This window comes from Sphingomonas taxi (assembly GCF_000764535.1).
GTDB classification, from domain to species: domain Bacteria; phylum Pseudomonadota; class Alphaproteobacteria; order Sphingomonadales; family Sphingomonadaceae; genus Sphingomonas; species Sphingomonas taxi.
Genome location: NZ_CP009571.1, coordinates 3013923 through 3029333, shown reverse-complemented (window position 1 = coordinate 3029333; position 15411 = coordinate 3013923). Strand labels below are relative to the sequence as shown.

The 15411-nt window shown below is 69.2% G+C and carries 18 protein-coding genes; 5 read left to right on the top strand and 13 right to left on the bottom strand.

Annotated elements, in window-relative coordinates; genetic code table 11:
• The first annotated feature begins 23 nt into the window (after positions 1-23).
• Positions 24-1805 carry a hypothetical protein gene (locus MC45_RS13795; RefSeq protein WP_052075678.1) on the top strand — a complete coding sequence of 594 codons (1782 nt, stop codon included), beginning with the start codon at positions 24-26 and terminating at the stop codon, positions 1803-1805.
• 66 nt (positions 1806-1871) lie between these two features.
• On the opposite strand, the gene MC45_RS13790 is transcribed toward MC45_RS13795, so the two are convergent.
• The 11 genes from MC45_RS13790 to MC45_RS13740 all read right to left on the bottom strand — a co-directional run bounded on the left by MC45_RS13790 (position 1872) and on the right by MC45_RS13740 (position 8842).
• Positions 1872-2492 carry a MarC family protein gene (locus MC45_RS13790; protein WP_038664271.1) on the bottom strand — a complete coding sequence of 207 codons (621 nt, stop codon included), beginning with the start codon at positions 2490-2492 and terminating at the stop codon, positions 1872-1874.
• Positions 2489-3355 carry a bifunctional methylenetetrahydrofolate dehydrogenase/methenyltetrahydrofolate cyclohydrolase FolD gene (folD, locus tag MC45_RS13785; protein WP_038664268.1) on the bottom strand — a complete coding sequence of 289 codons (867 nt, stop codon included), beginning with the start codon at positions 3353-3355 and terminating at the stop codon, positions 2489-2491. The genes MC45_RS13790 and folD overlap by 4 nt, the downstream gene beginning before the upstream one ends.
• The gene (locus MC45_RS13780) at positions 3352-3654 is read right to left on the bottom strand and encodes a DUF167 domain-containing protein (protein WP_038664264.1); all 303 of its coding nucleotides are present in this window, start codon (positions 3652-3654) and stop codon (positions 3352-3354) included. The genes folD and MC45_RS13780 overlap by 4 nt, the downstream gene beginning before the upstream one ends.
• Before the next feature lie 10 nt (positions 3655-3664).
• Complete coding sequence (locus tag MC45_RS13775) at positions 3665-3976, bottom strand: YggT family protein (RefSeq protein ID WP_038664261.1); 312 nt, start codon at positions 3974-3976, stop codon at positions 3665-3667.
• Positions 3977-4306: 330 nt separating this feature from the next.
• Positions 4307-5332: a Holliday junction branch migration DNA helicase RuvB gene (gene ruvB, locus MC45_RS13770; RefSeq protein ID WP_038664259.1), complete on the bottom strand. Its 1026-nt coding sequence runs from the start codon at positions 5330-5332 to the stop codon at positions 4307-4309.
• A complete protein-coding gene (locus MC45_RS13765; protein WP_038664256.1) occupies positions 5329-5544 on the bottom strand; it encodes a type II toxin-antitoxin system HicA family toxin in 216 nt (71 codons plus the stop codon). Before MC45_RS13765 ends, ruvB begins: the two co-directional genes overlap by 4 nt.
• Entirely contained in the window at positions 5537-5743 is a 207-nt protein-coding gene (locus MC45_RS13760; RefSeq protein WP_038664253.1) for a type II toxin-antitoxin system HicB family antitoxin, read from the bottom strand. The genes MC45_RS13765 and MC45_RS13760 overlap by 8 nt, the downstream gene beginning before the upstream one ends.
• A 319-nt stretch (positions 5744-6062) precedes the next feature.
• On the bottom strand, positions 6063-6659 hold the full coding sequence (gene ruvA / locus MC45_RS13755; RefSeq protein ID WP_038664251.1) for a Holliday junction branch migration protein RuvA: 597 nt from the start codon (positions 6657-6659) through the stop codon (positions 6063-6065).
• Positions 6656-7162 carry a crossover junction endodeoxyribonuclease RuvC gene (gene ruvC / locus MC45_RS13750; RefSeq protein WP_038664248.1) on the bottom strand — a complete coding sequence of 169 codons (507 nt, stop codon included), beginning with the start codon at positions 7160-7162 and terminating at the stop codon, positions 6656-6658. Before ruvC ends, ruvA begins: the two co-directional genes overlap by 4 nt.
• A gap of 367 nt (positions 7163-7529) precedes the next feature.
• On the bottom strand, positions 7530-8273 hold the full coding sequence (locus tag MC45_RS13745) for a YebC/PmpR family DNA-binding transcriptional regulator (RefSeq protein ID WP_038664245.1): 744 nt from the start codon (positions 8271-8273) through the stop codon (positions 7530-7532).
• A 29-nt stretch (positions 8274-8302) separates the two neighbouring features.
• Positions 8303-8842, bottom strand: coding sequence for a DUF1003 domain-containing protein (locus MC45_RS13740; protein ID WP_038664242.1), 540 nt, complete (start codon positions 8840-8842; stop codon positions 8303-8305).
• Between the two features lie 114 nt (positions 8843-8956).
• Here MC45_RS13740 and MC45_RS13735 point away from each other — a divergent pair, with 114 nt between their 5' ends.
• Positions 8957-10426, top strand: a complete 1470-nt coding sequence (locus MC45_RS13735; protein WP_038667441.1) for an ATP-binding protein — start codon at positions 8957-8959, stop codon at positions 10424-10426.
• A gap of 178 nt (positions 10427-10604) precedes the next feature.
• Here MC45_RS13735 and MC45_RS13730 read toward each other — a convergent pair whose 3' ends face one another.
• Positions 10605-11537 carry a DUF808 domain-containing protein gene (locus MC45_RS13730; RefSeq protein WP_038664239.1) on the bottom strand — a complete coding sequence of 311 codons (933 nt, stop codon included), beginning with the start codon at positions 11535-11537 and terminating at the stop codon, positions 10605-10607.
• A gap of 148 nt (positions 11538-11685) precedes the next feature.
• Between MC45_RS13730 and MC45_RS13725 the strand changes: the two genes are divergently transcribed.
• The 3 genes from MC45_RS13725 to MC45_RS13715 are packed head-to-tail and all read left to right on the top strand — an operon-like array spanning position 11686 to position 14721.
• On the top strand, positions 11686-13746 hold the full coding sequence (locus tag MC45_RS13725) for a S9 family peptidase (protein WP_038664236.1): 2061 nt from the start codon (positions 11686-11688) through the stop codon (positions 13744-13746).
• Positions 13743-14312 (top strand): DedA family protein, encoded by a 570-nt coding sequence (locus tag MC45_RS13720; RefSeq protein ID WP_038664233.1) that lies wholly within the window; start codon positions 13743-13745, stop codon positions 14310-14312. Before MC45_RS13725 ends, MC45_RS13720 begins: the two co-directional genes overlap by 4 nt.
• Positions 14313-14322: 10 nt before the next feature.
• Positions 14323-14721 carry an acyl-CoA thioesterase gene (locus MC45_RS13715; RefSeq protein WP_038664230.1) on the top strand — a complete coding sequence of 133 codons (399 nt, stop codon included), beginning with the start codon at positions 14323-14325 and terminating at the stop codon, positions 14719-14721.
• Between the two features lie 6 nt (positions 14722-14727).
• Here MC45_RS13715 and MC45_RS13710 read toward each other — a convergent pair whose 3' ends face one another.
• The gene (locus MC45_RS13710; RefSeq protein WP_038664227.1) at positions 14728-15369 is read right to left on the bottom strand and encodes a hypothetical protein; all 642 of its coding nucleotides are present in this window, start codon (positions 15367-15369) and stop codon (positions 14728-14730) included.
• Positions 15370-15411 lie beyond the last annotated feature (42 nt).

The following is a 15411-nucleotide window of genomic DNA, read 5'->3' as shown; positions in this document are numbered from 1 at the left end:
CGGCCAAAACGAAAGTCGCTCAGTTGAACATAGCTCCCCGCGGTCGGCTGGACGACGCGCTCGCCCGGCACTGGATCGCGCTCACTCTCGTCACCTGGCTCGGGGTGATGGTCTGGTACGTCTGGAACGACTGGAACCTGATCCGCTGGCTGTCGCTCGGCGACACCGACGACAATATGCGGCTGATGCAGGTGCGCGCCTGGCTCGCCGGGCAGGATTGGTACGATCTGCGCAACTACCGGCTCAATCCGCCGGTCGGCTTCGACATCCACTGGAGCCGCATCGTCGATCTGCCGATCGCCGGGCTGATCCTGTTCTTCCGCCTGTTCACCAGCAATTTCTGGGCGGAGCGGCTGGCGTGCGGGATCGCGCCGCTGCTGCCGCTCTCGATCGCGATGCTCGGCGTCGCGGCGACGGTGCGGCGGCTGATCGATCCGCGCGCGTGGCCGCTGGCGTTGCTGTTCCTGCTCGGCACCTCGGCGACAATGCTGATGTTTCTGCCCGAGCGGATCGACCATCACGGCTGGCAGCTCGCGATGCTCAGCCTCACCGTCGCCGGCCTGTGCGATGCCAAAGGCGCGCGCGGCGGGCTGATGGTCGGGCTGGCAAGCGCGGTCAGTCTCGCGATCGGGCTCGAGATGCTGCCCTATTGCGCGATGGCGGGCGCGATCCTCGCGCTGCGCTGGGTGTGGGACCGCGGCGAGGCGCGGCGGTTGCAGGCCTATGCGCTCAGCCTCGGCGGCGGCAGCGCGATCGGCTTCGCGGCGTTCGCCTCGACCGCGAATTACGCGATGCGCTGCGACGCGCTGACCCCGGTGTGGCTCAGCGTCACCGTCGCGGCGGGGGCTTTGCTGTTCCTGCTGGCGTGGCTCAACCCGACGTCGCGGGGGCTGCGCATCGGCCTCGCCGTAGCGGCGGGGGCGGGAATCGCGGCGGGGTTCGTCCATTTCTTCCCGCAATGCCTCGGCCGGCCCGAGGGCGTCTCGCCCGAGCTCCAGAAGAACTGGCTGAACAACGTCCGCGAGGCGAAGCCGATCTACAAACATCCGTTCCGCCTCGGCTTTCCGATCGCGGCGCTGCCGATCGTCGGCGTCGTCGGCGTGATCCTCGGCACGTGGCGGGCGCGGCGCTCGCCGGCGCTGATCGGCTGGAGCGCGGTGGCGCTGTTCGTCACCTTCGCCTGCCTGATGCTGCTGTGGCAGGTGCGCGCCGGGCCGGCGGCGCAGCTGCTCGCGGTGCCGGGCGCGACCTTGCTCGGCTGGATCGTGCTGCCCTGGCTGCTCGAGCATCGCTCGTGGCCGGTGCGGATCGGCGGTACGGTGGCGGCCTTCCTCATCGTCTCGGGCCTGTTCGCCGGGCTGATCATCAAATATCTGCCGGTCGACGTCCCCAACGCCTATACCAAGCGGGTCAACCGTTCGACCGGGAGCTGCGTGCGCTATACGGTGCTGAAGGCGCTCGACCGCTATCCGGCGCAGACGATCTTCACCTTCGTCGACCTCGGGCCGCGGCTGATCACGGTGACGCATCACGACGCGATCGCGGGGCCGTATCACCGCAATGGCGATGCGATCCTCGACGTCCAGCATGCCTTTGGTGGAAGCGCGGACCAGGCGCATGCGATCATCAGGCGCCACGGCGCGACGATGCTGATGCTCTGCCCGAACCATTCGGAATCGACCAATTATCGCGCGCGCGATCCGGGCGGCTTCTACGACCAGCTCGCGCATGGCGAGGTGCCGGCATGGCTGACGCCATTGCCGCTGCCGGCCAATTCGCCGCTGCGCTTGTTCAAGGTGCATTGAGCCGGGAGGGCGCCGTGTCCTCCCCCTCCGGCGCGCCGGAGGGGGAGGAAAGGGGGACGCCCGCGGTTACCGCAAACTCACCTGCAACCCGTCCATCACGAACTGCACCGCCAGCGCCGCGAGCAGCACGCCGAGCAGCCGCGTGATCACCGCCTCGATCCGCGCGCCGAGCAGCCGCATCAGCGGCCCCGCCGCGAGCAGCGCCACCAGCGTCAGCAACAGGATCACCCCCATCGCCGCGAGCACGACCAGCGTCGCCTCGATGCCGTTGGTGCGCGCAACGAGCAGCATCACCGAGGCGATCGAGCCCGGCCCGGCGATCATCGGCATCGCCATCGGGAAGATCGACACGTCGTCCGCCTCGGGATCGTGCGCCACCTTGGCAGCGCGATCCTCGCGGCGCTGCGTGCGCTTCTCGAACACCATTTCGAGCGCGATCAGAAACAGCATGATGCCGCCGGCGATGCGGAAGCTCGCCAGGCTGATGCCCAGCCCCTTGAGCAGCGCCTCGCCCGCCAGCGCGAAGACGAGCAGGATCACCGTCGCGACGCCGACCGCGCGGATCGCCATCGCGCGCCGCTGCACCGGCGAGGCGCCCGCCGACAGGCCGGCGTAGATCGGCGCGCAGCCGAGCGGATCGATGATGACGAAGAAGGTGATCAGCGTCGAGACGAACAGCTCGATCACAGGGCAGCCTCGATGCCGTCCCGCCGGCACGCCGAGACATAGGTGTTGCGGATCAGGCAGGCGATCGTCATCGGCCCGACGCCGCCCGGCACCGGCGTGATCGCGCCCGCCACCGCGCTGGCCGCGGCGAAGTCGACGTCGCCGACCAGCCCGTCATCGGTCCGGTTGATGCCGACGTCGATCACGCTCGCGCCCGGCTTGATCCAGTCGCCCTGGATGAAGCGCGGGATGCCGACCGCGGCGACGACGATATCCGCCCTGCGCAGATGCGCGGCGACGTCGCGCGTGCGGCTGTGGACGATCGTGACGGTGCAGCTCTGCTGGAGCAGCAATTGCGCCATCGGCTTGCCGACGATGTTCGACCGGCCGACCACCACCGCCTCCATCCCCGACAGATTGGGGTGGATGTCCTTGAGCAGCATCAGGCAGCCGAGCGGCGTGCACGGCACGAACCCTTCCGCGCCGATCGCGAGCCGGCCGGCGTTGACCGGGTGGAAGCCGTCGACGTCCTTGTCGGGATCGATCGCGAGCAGCACCGCTTCCGCATCGATATGCGCCGGCAGCGGCAATTGGACGAGTATGCCGTCGACCGCGGGATCGGCGTTGAGTTGCGCGACCAGCGCCAGCAACGTCCCGGCATCGGTGTCGGCGGGCAGGCGATGCTCGAAGCTCGCCATGCCGGCGTCGCGCGTCGCCTTGCCCTTGTTGCGGACATAGACCGCCGAGGCGGGGTCCTCGCCGACCAGCACGACGGCGAGGCCGGGGGCGCGGCCGGTGGCCTCGCGAAAGGTGGCGACATGGGCGGCGACGCGGGTGCGCAGGGCAAGGGCATGGGCCTTGCCGTCGATGATCGTGGCGGTCATGCCGCGGCCTCATAAAGCGCGGCGGCGATTTTCGCCAGCGCGGCGGCGTCGCCGGCGACGTGCAACCGCTTCAACCGCGCGGTATCACCGCCGACCAGCGTGACGGCGCGCTTCGGAACGCCGAAGGTTTTGGCGACCAGCGCGATCAGCGCGGCATTGGCCTTGCCGTCGACCGGCGCGGCGGCGAGCCGCGCGGCGAGATGCTCCTCGGTGCCGGCGGCGATCGCATCGCGCCCACCGCGCGGCGTCACCCGGATCGCGACGAGCAGACCGTCGTCGCGGATCGTCCAGGCCGGCATCGGCGGCGGATCAGACTGCGCCGTTGACCAGCAGGCTGGTCGCGATGTTCGGCAGGATGACGCTGTCGAGGATGCGGATGATGATCAGCACCACCAGCGGCGCGAGGTCGATGCCGCTGATGTTGGGCAGGATCCGGCGCAGCGGCCGGTAGAGCGGCTCGGTCAGCCGATCGAGGCCGTAATGCAGCTGGCTGACGAAATTGTTCGAGGTGTTGATGACGTTGAACACGATCAGCAGCGACAGCACGAACTGGATCATGATGATCCACCACAGCACGTTCAGCAGCACCTGGATGATCTGGATGAGGGTAAGCGCGATCACGCGAGGCTCCGGGATAAGAATGTGGCGGTCGATCTAGCCTGTCCGGGGCGCGGCGAACAGCGTTTGTAGGTGCAAGACGCTCGCCGGACCGCAGGGCGGTGGAACATGGCCGTTCCTATTGGCCGCGCGCCATCCGAGCTTACGCCGTCACCCCGGACTCGTTCCGGGGTCCACTCTGCGACGAGGAGAAAGGCTGGCGGCTCAGGCCGATGCCATGCGGCCCGGTGGACCCCGGAACGAGCCCGGGGTGACGGGATTTCCGAAGGGTTCGCCACGATCCTCATGAGCCATCTCCACGCGCCAGCCTGCCCCGGGGCCGACACCGGATCATCAGGGAACGTCGAACAGGCCGTCCTGCGATCCGGCGGGCGGGTTGAGGCCGAGATGCTTCCAGCCGCCCGCATTGAGCACGCGCCCGCGTGCGGTGCGCGCGACGAGGCCGAGCTGGATCAGATAGGGCTCGATCACCTCCTCGATCGTGTCGCGCGGCTCGCTGAGCCCGGCCGCGAGCGTCTCGACGCCTACCGGTCCGCCGCGATAGATGTCGGCGATCATGTGCAGATAGCGCCGGTCCATCGCGTCGAGCCCGAGCGAATCGACCTCGAGCCGGTTGAGCGCGCGGTCGGCGGCGGCGCGGTCGACGGTCGGCGTGCCGGCGACATTGGCGAAGTCGCGCACCCGGCGCAGCAGCCGCCCGGCGATGCGCGGCGTGCCGCGCGCGCGCCGCGCGATCTCGCTCGCGCCATCCGGGGCGATGTCGAGGTCGAGCAGCCCGGCGGCGCGGGTGACGACGCGTGTCAGTTCCTCGACCGTGTAGAATTGCAGCCTGACCGGAATGCCGAACCGGTCGCGCAGCGGCGTCGTCAGCAGCCCCTGCCGCGTCGTCGCGCCGACCAGCGTGAACTTGGGCAGGTCGATCCGCACGCTGCGCGCCGACGGCCCCTCGCCGATCATCAGGTCGAGCGCGCGATCCTCCATCGCCGGATACAGCACCTCTTCCACCGCGGGTTGCAGCCGGTGGATCTCGTCGATGAACAGCACGTCGCCGTCCTCGAGATTGGTGAGCAAGGCGGCGAGATCGCCCGACTTGGCGATCACCGGGCCGGAGGTGGCGCGGAAGCCGACGCCCATCTCGCGCGCGATGATCTGCGCCAGCGTCGTCTTGCCGAGCCCCGGCGGCCCGAAGAACAGCACGTGATCGAGCGCATCGCCGCGCCCGCGCGCCGCCTCGATGAACACGCGCAGGTTTTCACGCGCCGCCTGCTGCCCGACGAACTCGTCGAGACTGCGCGGACGGAGCGCCGCATCCACGTCCTCGGGACGACGGCTGGCGGAGAGGAGACGGTCGTCGGTCAATGTGCTGCCAACAATTCGTCGATCGTCACGCCGGCCTGACGGAGCAGGCCTGCCAGCGTGCCGGTCTTCACCGCCTTGTGGAGGGGAACGACGCAGCCGACATCGCCGCGACGCAGGACGACATGACTGCCGCGCTGCCTCACCTGTTCGAAACCCAGTCGTTCCAGCATCCGGATGATCTCCGCACCCGACAAGATCGGCAGCTTAGGCATGCACCGCGACATCGAAGCTGGTGACAAATGGCGCTGCACGCGTCGCCATCGGGAATTCCTCGAGATACAGTTCGACGGCCTCGCGCAGATTGGCGAGCGCCTCGTCGAGCGTCTCGCCCTGCGTGGCGGTGCCGGTTTCGGGGTTGAAGGCGGTAAAGCCCCCCTCGTCGGCATGGCTCAGAATTGCGGTCACGTGCATGCAAGCCTCCTCGGGAATATTTCGTTGCTAGCTCGCCCCTGCATGCGGCGCCAGCGTGACCACCGGGCCGCCCCGCCTTGCTCGACGACACCGGTCCGGATCGTCGATCGGCTCGCCACCGATCGGACGGGGGCTGTCGATCGATGACAGCTGAAGCCGTTTCCTTCGTCGATCGACGCCTTCACCCGTACCGCGTCGGCATCATGGCCGACCCGGCAGATATCGGTTCATCGCGTGGTCCTCGTCGGCAAGGACACGTGAAGCTGCGCCATGTTCCCGATATAGTCCCGTTTCGCCGGAGCGTCCAGCAATGCGGCGACTACTTGGCCGCCTTGCGCAGCGCCAGCCGCACCAAAGCGTCGAGCGTCGCGGACGGCCCGAGGTCTTCCTCCGCCGCGCCGACCGCGCTCGCCGCCTCGGCGGGGCGGAAGCCGAGGTTGAGCAGCGCCGACACCGCATCCGCCGCCGCGCCGACCGGCATCACCTGCGCCGCCGCCGCCGGGCCGAGCGCGACCGTACCCACCTTGTCCTTCAATTCGCGCACGATCCGCTCGGCGAGCTTCGGCCCGACGCCATTGGCGCGCGCCACCATCGCCTTGTCCTGCGCCGACACGGCGCGTGCGATCTCCGCCGTGTCGAGCGCCGACAGGATCGCCAGCGCGACGCGCGATCCCACGCCCTGCACGCCGGTGAGCAGGCGGAACCAGTCGCGCTCCTCGGCGCGCGCAAAGCCGACGAGGCGGATCGAATCCTCGCTGACCAGCATCTCGGTATGCAGCATCGCCGCCTCGCCGACCGGACCGATCGCCGCCAGCGTCCGCGCCGAGGCGCCAATGAGGTAGCCGACGCCGCCGACGTCGATCACCGCATAATCGATCCCAGTCGATTCGAGCCGGCCTTTGAGATGCGCGATCATGCCGTTACCCGCGCCCGCCGCGCCATGCCCTGCGCCGAGGCGAGATGGTGCGCATGTGTGATCGCCACCGCCAGCGCGTCCGCCGCATCGGGGCCGGCGAGCTTGGCGCCGGGCAGCAGCACCGCCATCATCGCCTGGATCTGTCGTTTCTCGGCGCCGCCGGTGCCGACCACCGCCTTCTTGACGGTCGAGGGATGATATTCGCCAATATGCAGCCCGTTGCCCGCCGCGGCGAGCAGCACGACGCCGCGCGCCTGCCCCAGTTTGAGCGTCGACTGCGCATTGGTGTTGCCGAGCACCTCCTCGACCGCGGCGCCGTCGGGGCGCTCGGTGAGGATCACGTCGATCAGCGCCGCATGCAGGTTCGACAGACGCCGCGGCAGCGGCATCGACGGATCGGTGCGGATCTGCCCGTTGGCGATGTGCGACAGCCGGTTGCCATCGGCATGGATGACGCCCCAGCCGGTCGTGCCGAGCCCGGGATCGAGGCCGAGAATGATCATGATGCCGCCACGCAATAAGGATTTTGCGCGCAGAGGCGCAGAGGACGCAGAGAGAGCGTCAGGAGCGCGGCAGCATGTCCGCTCAGCCATAGGCGAGACGCCCGTCCAGAACGCACCATTCTCTGCGCGCTCTGCGCCTCTGCGCGCAAAACCTCTTCGCGGCTTCGCGTCTTCGCGTGAACCAAAGCTGCTCTACCTGGATAGCCGGGGACCAGATTCGCGCGAAGACGCGAAGACGCGAAGGGCGCGCGTTTGGGACGACGGTCCCGCCAGCGGACAGACATGGGATGAGGCCCGCTGGCGCGGGAAGGCGCAGCCGCGGGCGCGACACTCCGCGCCTCCGCGCCTCCGCGTGAACCCGGCGAGGTCAGCCCAGCTTCTCCATCACCTCGTCGGAGACCTCGTAATTGCCCCAGACGGTCTGCACGTCGTCGTCGTCGTCGAGCGTGTCGATCAGCTTGAACAGCGTCGCCGCATCGCCCTCGTCGACCGCCACCATCGTCTGCGGCCGCCACGCGAGCTTGGCACCCTCGGGCTCGCCGAGCACCGGCTCCAGCGCCTTGGCGACCTCGTGCAGGTCGCCGACCGCGGTCCAGATCTCGTGACCGTCCTCGGACGAAGAGACGTCCTCGGCCCCCGCCTCGAGTGCCGCCTCGAACACCTTCTCGGCATCGCCGGCGCTCGCCGGATAGTTGATCAGGCCGACGCGGTCGAAGGCATGGCTCACCGAACCGGATGCGCCGAGATTGCCGCCGTTCTTGGCGACCGCGGTGCGCACGTTGGTCGCGGTGCGGTTGCGATTGTCGGTCAGCGCCTCGATGATCAGCGACACGCCGCCCGGGCCGAAGCCCTCGTAGCGGATCTCCTCGTAGCTCTCGGTATCGCTGCGGCTCGCCTTGTCGATCGAGCGCTGGATATTGTCCTTGGGCATCGACTGCGCCTTGGCGGCGTTGACCGCGGCGCGCAGCCGCGGGTTCATGTCGGGGTCGGGCATCCCCATTTTCGCCGCCACGGTGATTTCGCGGCTGAGCTTGGAGAACATGCCCGAGCGCTTCTTATCCTGCGCGCCCTTGCGGTGCATGATGTTCTTGAACTTGGAATGGCCTGCCATGACTGCCTCTAGCGAATAATCCTGTGCCTTTAGGCGGTGGGTACGCTTTTCGCCAGAGCGTCGATCTTCGCCTCCAGCGCGGCGAGCCGGTCGAGCACGATCCCGTCCAGCTTCTCGTGCAGCCGCAATATGTCGAGCTCGGCGCGCAAATTGGTCTCGTAGTCGAGGCTGGCGGCGAGCCGGTCCTTCGCCGCCTGGCGGTTCTGGCTCATCATGATCACCGGCGCCTGGATCGCGGCGAGCGTCGACAGCATCAGGTTGAGGAAGATGTAGGGATAGGGATCGAACGCCATGCCGAAATGCGCGAGCACGTCGGTGTTGAGCAGCATCCAGCCGAGCAGCACGACGGTGAAGGCGATGATGAACCCCCACGATCCGCCCACCGCCGCGACGCGGTCGGCGAGCCGGTCGCCGAGGCTCGAGCGCGCATCCGCCTCGTCGGCGGCGTCGCGGCTGACGATCGTGCCGGAATCGATCGAATCGAGGACGCGCCGCTCCTCGGGATCGAGCGCATGCGCGGGTTTGCGCAGCAGGCGCTGGGCGAGATCGGCGAGGGGGAGCTGTGCCATCGGGAGCGTCCTTGGTCGGGGCGGGCGGCGGTGGCGTACCGGACGCGTCGCCGGGCGGCAACCGGACGCAAACCGCTTGCCCCCGCCCCCCCGGATACGCCAAACGCGCAACCAATGACCGTCAGCGTAGACATGGGCAGCGACGACCGCGGCGCGCCCGTGACCATGGACCTCGAAGAACTGCTCGCTACCCGTTTGCTCGTCCAGGGCAATTCGGGGTCGGGCAAGTCGCATCTGCTGCGCCGCCTGCTCGAAGGCTCGGCGGGGCAGGTGCAGCAGGTGGTGATCGATCCCGAGGGCGATTTCGTCACGCTCGCCGGGCCGTACGGCCATGTCGTGATCGAGGCGGCGGATTATTCGGTGCCCGAGATCGCGCGCATCGCCACCCGGCTGCGCGAACATCGCGCCTCGGTGGTGCTCAGCCTCGAGGGGCTGGAGGCGGAAGGGCAGATGCGCTGCGCCGCCGCCTTCCTGTCGGCCTTGTTCGATGCGCCGCGGGAGCATTGGTATCCGGCGCTGGTCGTCGTCGACGAGGCGCAATTGTTCGCGCCGGTGACGGGCGGCGAGGTCGCCGAGGAGGTGCGTCGCGCCTCGCTGTCGGCGATGACCAATCTGATGTGCCGCGGCCGCAAGCGCGGCCTCGCCGGGGTGATCGCGACGCAGCGGCTCGCCAAGCTCGCCAAGAACGTCGCGGCGGAGGCGAGCAACTTCCTGATGGGGCGCACCTTCCTCGACATCGACATGGCGCGCGCCGCCGATCTGCTCGGCATGGAGCGGCGCCAGGCCGACGTGATCCGCGATCTCGCGCGCGGCACCTTCCTTGCGCTCGGGCCGGCGGTGTCGCGGCGGCCGATCACGGTGAAGATCGGCCAGGTCGCCACCTCGGCGCGCAGCGGCAGCCCCAAGCTGACGCCGCTGCCGAGCGCGCCGGCGGAGAACCTCCAGCAACTGATCTTCGCGCCGCCGCCCGACGCGGCGCCGCAACTGCCGATGGCGTTCGACTCGCGCCCGCGCCGGGTGCCGGCGGACGAACTGCTCGACACGATCGAGCGGCCGGCGTCGCAGCAGACGACATTGGCGCCGCTGCCCGACAAGTCGGACGAGGAGGTCGAGGGCATCTATGCGGGCGTGCTGGAAGCGATCGTCGCCGATCGCGATTCGGCGCTGCGCCCGCCCTCGGTGCTGTTCCAGGATTTCCAGGTGCGCTGCCGCATGGCGGGCCTCGCCAGGCCGCCGCTCGACCTGCCCGGCTTCACCCGCCGGCTGTCGGCGGCGCGCGCGGGGATCTTCGACGTCACCGACCCGCAATGGGCCGAGGCGATGGAGCTCGCCTATTCGCTGCCCGACGACATGATCGGCGCCTTCCTGCTGGTCGCGCGCGCCGCGAAGGGCGGCGAGCCGTGTCCGTCGGATACGGCGCTGGCCGAGACCTATGGCACGAGCTCGCTGGGGCGGGTGCGGCGGCTGATCGGCTATATCGAGAGCCGCGAACTGTTCGTCGCGCGGGTCGACCTGTCGGGCAAACGCTCGATCACGATCCCGAGATTGGGCTGGACCACCGCGGCGAGCGAGGCGACCTCCTGAATCGGAATGACGTATCCCAATGCATTCCGTCACCCCGGACTTGTTCCGGGGTCCACTCTGCGGCGAGGGGATCGGCTTGAGCCTCGATCCATGCCCTTGTGGGCCGGTGGACCCCGGAACGAGTCCGGGGTGACGGGACGTTTTTGGCAGGCAGTCGGGCCCTGATAAGGCGCGCCCCTCAATGCCCCTTGCGCGGCAGCAGGTGTAGCAGGCCGACGATCGCGCCGCCGACGATCAGCCCGACGATCCCCGATCCCACCGCGGTCACCACCCAGTTCACCACCCCCGGCAGCACGCCGACCGCATGCGCCGCGCCCTCGGCGGCGGCGTGGAGCGCGTGCGGCAGGCCGGTCACGCCGAACGCTTCCAGCCCGTGGACGATGATCCCGCCGCCGACCCAGACCATCGCCGCGGTGCCGATCAGCGACAGCGCCTTCAGCACCACCGGCATCGCCGCGACCAGCCCGCGCCCGAACGCCTGCGATCCCGCGCCCGGCTTCTGCGCGAGGTGCAGGCCGATATCGTCCATCTTCACAATCAGCGCGACGACGCCATAGACACCGACGGTGATCGCGATCCCCACCAGCGCCAGCGCGATTCCCTGATTGACCAGCGACTGCCCGTTCAGCTCGCCCAAGGCGATCGCCATGATCTCGCCCGACAGGATCAGGTCGGTACGGATCGCGCCCGACACCTGCCGGTCCTCCAGCGCCTTGGGATCGGTCTCGACCGCGGCATCGTCGCCATGGCCGTGGCCGGTCAGCGCGCCGACGATCTTCTCCGCCGCCTCGAAGCACAGATAGGCGCCGCCGAGCATCAGGATCGGCGTGATCGCCCAGGGCGCCAGCGCGCTCAGCACCAGCGCCGCGGGCAGCAGGAACAGCAATTTGTTCTTGAGCGACCCCAGCGCGATCTTGCCGATGATCGGCAGTTCGCGCGCCGGGCTCAGTCCGACGACATAGGTCGGCGTCACCGCGGTATCGTCGATGACGACGCCCGCCGCCTTCGCCCCCGCCTTGCCCGCCGCGCCGGCGACGTCGTCGAGGCTGGCGGCGGCGAGCTTCGCCATCGCCGCGATATCGTCGAGCAGCGCAACCAATCCGCCGGCCATGTCCCATGTCCCCCAATCGTCCGGGGAGCAGCCATGGCGGCGCGGCCGGAACGGTTCAATGGTCGAGGTGTTTCCGCTTTGTTGCTCGACCGTCCGATTGCATGGGGAAGGGCATGACGGCCCCCGATCGCGCAGCTAAGGCATAGGAATGACCGATATCACGCCGCCCGTCGCCGACCGGCGCCCGCACCGCTTCACCACGCACGGCATCACCCTCGAGGATCCCTATGCCTGGCTTAAGGACCCGAACTATCCCGAGGTCACCGACCCCGACGTGCTCGCCTATCTCGCGGCGGAGAATGCCTATTTCGAAAGCGTGATGGCGCCGCACCAGCCGCTGGTCGACCGATTGTACGAAGAGATGAAGGCGCGCATCAAGGAGGACGAATCCTCGGTGCCGCAGAAGGACGGCGACTGGCTCTACTGGACCGCCTACGAGACCGGCGGCCAATATCGCAAATGGTGGCGCAAGCCCGTCGCCGGCGGCCCCGACGAACTGCTGCTCGACGAACCCGCGCTCGCCGAGGGCAAGGAATATTTCCGGCTCGGCGCCTTCGCGGTCAGCAACGACGGTCGCCATCTCGCCTACGCCATCGACGACAGCGGCGCCGAACGGTTCGAGGTGCGCGTCAAGGATCTCGCCACCGGCGAGCATCTGCCCGAGGTGATCCCCGGCATGCTCTCCGACATCGTCTGGACCAGCGACGATGCCGGCTTCCTCTACGGCCTCGCCAACGAGCAATGGCGCACCGACAATGCCCGCTTCCATCGGCTCGGCACGCCGGTGAGCGACGACGTCGAGCTGTTCCGCGAGGCGGACGAGGGCTATCGCGTCGCCGTCGCCGAGACGAGCGATCGCCAGTGGCTGGTGATCGGCACCGGCGACCATGTCACCAGCGAGGTGCGGCTGCTCCCGGCGCACGACCCGCTGGCGACGCCGATCCTCGTCGCCCCCCGCAAGGAGGGGCGCGAATATGACGTCGACGCGCATGACGGCACGCTGTTCATCCACACCAACGACACCGACCCGATGTGGCGGCTGTGCACCGCCAGCGTCAACGCGCCGGGCGACTGGCACGAGCTGATCCCCGCCGACGCGCATTTCTACATGACCGGCGTCGAATGCTATCGCGACTTCTTCGTCGTCGAGGGGCGACTGGACGGCCTCGATCAGATCGCGATCCATCGCTACGACGCGCCGACCGAACCGCAGCGCATCGCCTTTCCCGAAGCCAGCTATGCCGCGGGCCTCGGCGACAATCCCGAATATGCCGTCGACACGTTGCGGCTCGGCTATGAATCGATGGTCACGCCCGGCACCGTCTACGATTACGACGTCGCCACCGGCGCGCTCGAAGTGCTTAAGGTACAGGAGATCCCGGCCGGTTACGACGCCGCGGGCTATCGCACCGAGCGGCTCAGGATCGCCGCACGCGACGGCACCGAAATCCCGGTGTCGATCGTCTATCCCGCGGGGTTCGAGCGCGACGGGTCGCAGCCATTGTTCCTCTATGCCTATGGCGCCTACGGCTATGCGATCCCGCCCGGCTTCTCGACCGGGCGGCTGTCGCTGCTCGACCGCGGCTTCGCTTATGCGATCGCGCATATCCGCGGCGGCGACGACCTCGGCCAGCAATGGTATCACGACGGCAAGCTCGACAAGCGCACCAACACGTTCAACGATTTCGTCGACGTGGCGAAGGGGCTGATCGACGCCGGCTGGACCAGCGCCGGCCGCATCGCCACCGCCGGCCGCTCCGCGGGCGGCGAGCTGATGGGCGCGATCGTCAATTCCGATCCCGAACTGTGGGGCGCGGTGATCGCCGACGTGCCGTTCGTCGACGTGCTCAACACGATGCTCGACGCCGATCTGCCGCTCACCCCGGGCGAATGGCCCGAATGGGGCAATCCGATCGAGGACAAAGCGGCGTTCGAGCTGATCCGCAGCTACAGCCCGTACGACAATGTCGTCGCGCAAGGATATCCGCCGATGTTCATCGCGGGCGGGCTCAACGATCCGCGCGTGACCTATTGGGAGCCGGCGAAATGGGCGGCGAAGCTGCGCGCCACCAAGACCGACGATAACGTCCTGCTGCTCAAGACCAATATGGGCGCGGGCCATGGTGGCAAGTCGGGCCGGTTCGAATCGCTGCGCGAAGCCGCCGAGGAGCACGCCTTCGTCCTCTGGCAGCTCGGGATCGACCGCTGAGCATCGAGACGCTCATCGCCCAATATGGGCTCGCCGCGGTGTTCCTCGGCGCGGGGATCGAGGGCGAGACGATGGTGCTCGCCGGCGGCCTCTTCGCGCATGAGGGGTTGCTGTCGCTGCCCGGCGCGATGATCGCCGCGGCGACCGGCTCGTTCGTCGCCGATCAGGCGTTCTTCGCGGCGGGCCGGCGTTTCCGCGACCATCGCTGGGTGCAGCGCGCGCAGTCGAAGCCCGCCTTCGCCAAGGCGCTCGACACGCTCGAACGCTATCCGATCGGCTTCATCTTCCTCTTCCGCTTCCTCTACGGCCTGCGCACAGTCAGTCCGATCGCGATCGGCACCACCCACGTGCCGACGCGCACCTTCCTGTGGATCAACGCGATCGCCGCGGCGGTCTGGGGCGTGCTGTTCACCAGCCTCGGCTATGTCTTCGGCACCGGCATCGCCGAATTGCTCGGCCGCTATCGTCCGCACGGCCGGCAATGGCTGTGGGTGGCGCTGGCGGCGGTGGTGCTCGGCACGCTGTTCGCCGCCTTCCGCTGGTGGCGTCGGCGGCGGCAGCGGTGAGGGGGCAGCGATGAGCGGGCGCTTCACCCTGTCGATCACCGCCGCGGCGGACGACATCGACGAGCTCGGCCACGTCAACAATGCGGTGTGGGTCCGCTGGATCCAGGACATCGCCGTCGCGCATTGGGAGGCGGTCGCGTCGGCGGCCGACCGTGCCGCTTTGGTCTGGGTCGTGACCCGCCACGCGATCGACTATCGCGGCAACGTCGCCGCCGGCGAGACGGTGACGGGGGAGACCTGGGTCCCCGAACCGCCCAAGGGCGCGCGCTTCGACCGCCACGTCCGCTTCATCGGCGCCGACGGCAAGGTGAATGTGGAGGCGGTCACCACCTGGGCGCTGCTCGACCGCGCGACGGGCCGGCTGCTGCGGGTGCGGCCCGACCTCGCCGCGCCCTTCCTCGACCGCTGACCGGCGTCAGAGCCGGCCGAACACCGCCTCGAACCCCGCGCGGTCGCCCGCGGCGAGGAAGCGCGCCTGTTCGATCCAGCGATCGCGCGTGATCCGCCCGGCGAACGGCCCGAGCTGCGCATCGAGCCGCAGCGCCTCGTCGTCGCTCAGCGCCGCGACCTGGCCGACCGTGGTGATGCCCAGCTCGGCCAGCCGCGCGGTGAGCTTCGGCCCGAGTCCCTTCAACGTCCCCACCGGCGCATCGGCCGGCGATTCGCCCGTCGGAGCGGGGGCGGGGGAGGGGGCCGACACCGCCTCGACCGCCGGCGCGGCGTCGAGCGGCGCGGCGGCGGCGATCGGTTCGTCGGCGAGTGGATCGCGCACCGGTTCGATCGCCGGCTCGGCGGGGGCCGCATCCTCTGCACGCCGCGCCGGCGGCGGGGCCGGCACCGGCGTCGGTTCGGCGGGGGCGGCGGCGATCACGTCCTCGTTGCGGCTTTCGATATCGCGTTCGGCGGTCTTGCGCCGCGCCTTCAGCCGCGCCCCCCAGACGATCGCGGCGATCACCAGCAGCGCGAAGATCGCCAAAACGGCGAGATGCGCGATGGTGAACGCGTCGGTGCTGTCGGGCAGGAGGCTGGCGCCGGTGGCGGAGGCGGTGTCGTTCATGCCGCCGACCCTAACCGCGCCGCTACGGCACGGCGAGCGGAA

Excerpts from the sequence above, each read along its gene's own strand:
- folD (WP_038664268.1), bottom strand. The coding sequence starts at position 3,355 with ATGACCGCCACGATCATCGACGGCAAGGCCCATGCCCTTGCCCTGCGC.
- MC45_RS13780 (WP_038664264.1), bottom strand. The coding sequence starts at position 3,654 with ATGCCGGCCTGGACGATCCGCGACGACGGTCTGCTCGTCGCGATCCGG.
- MC45_RS13765 (WP_038664256.1), bottom strand. The coding sequence starts at position 5,544 with ATGCCTAAGCTGCCGATCTTGTCGGGTGCGGAGATCATCCGGATGCTG.
- MC45_RS13760 (WP_038664253.1), bottom strand. The coding sequence starts at position 5,743 with ATGCACGTGACCGCAATTCTGAGCCATGCCGACGAGGGGGGCTTTACC.
- ruvA (WP_038664251.1), bottom strand. The coding sequence starts at position 6,659 with ATGATCGCGCATCTCAAAGGCCGGCTCGAATCGACTGGGATCGATTAT.
- ruvC (WP_038664248.1), bottom strand. The coding sequence starts at position 7,162 with ATGATCATTCTCGGCCTCGATCCCGGGCTCGGCACGACCGGCTGGGGC.
- MC45_RS13745 (WP_038664245.1), bottom strand. The coding sequence starts at position 8,273 with ATGGCAGGCCATTCCAAGTTCAAGAACATCATGCACCGCAAGGGCGCG.
- MC45_RS13740 (WP_038664242.1), bottom strand. The coding sequence starts at position 8,842 with ATGGCACAGCTCCCCCTCGCCGATCTCGCCCAGCGCCTGCTGCGCAAA.
- MC45_RS13735 (WP_038667441.1), top strand. The coding sequence starts at position 8,957 with ATGACCGTCAGCGTAGACATGGGCAGCGACGACCGCGGCGCGCCCGTG.
- MC45_RS13730 (WP_038664239.1), bottom strand. The coding sequence starts at position 11,537 with ATGGCCGGCGGATTGGTTGCGCTGCTCGACGATATCGCGGCGATGGCG.
- MC45_RS13725 (WP_038664236.1), top strand. The coding sequence starts at position 11,686 with ATGACCGATATCACGCCGCCCGTCGCCGACCGGCGCCCGCACCGCTTC.
- MC45_RS13715 (WP_038664230.1), top strand. The coding sequence starts at position 14,323 with ATGAGCGGGCGCTTCACCCTGTCGATCACCGCCGCGGCGGACGACATC.
- MC45_RS13710 (WP_038664227.1), bottom strand. The coding sequence starts at position 15,369 with ATGAACGACACCGCCTCCGCCACCGGCGCCAGCCTCCTGCCCGACAGC.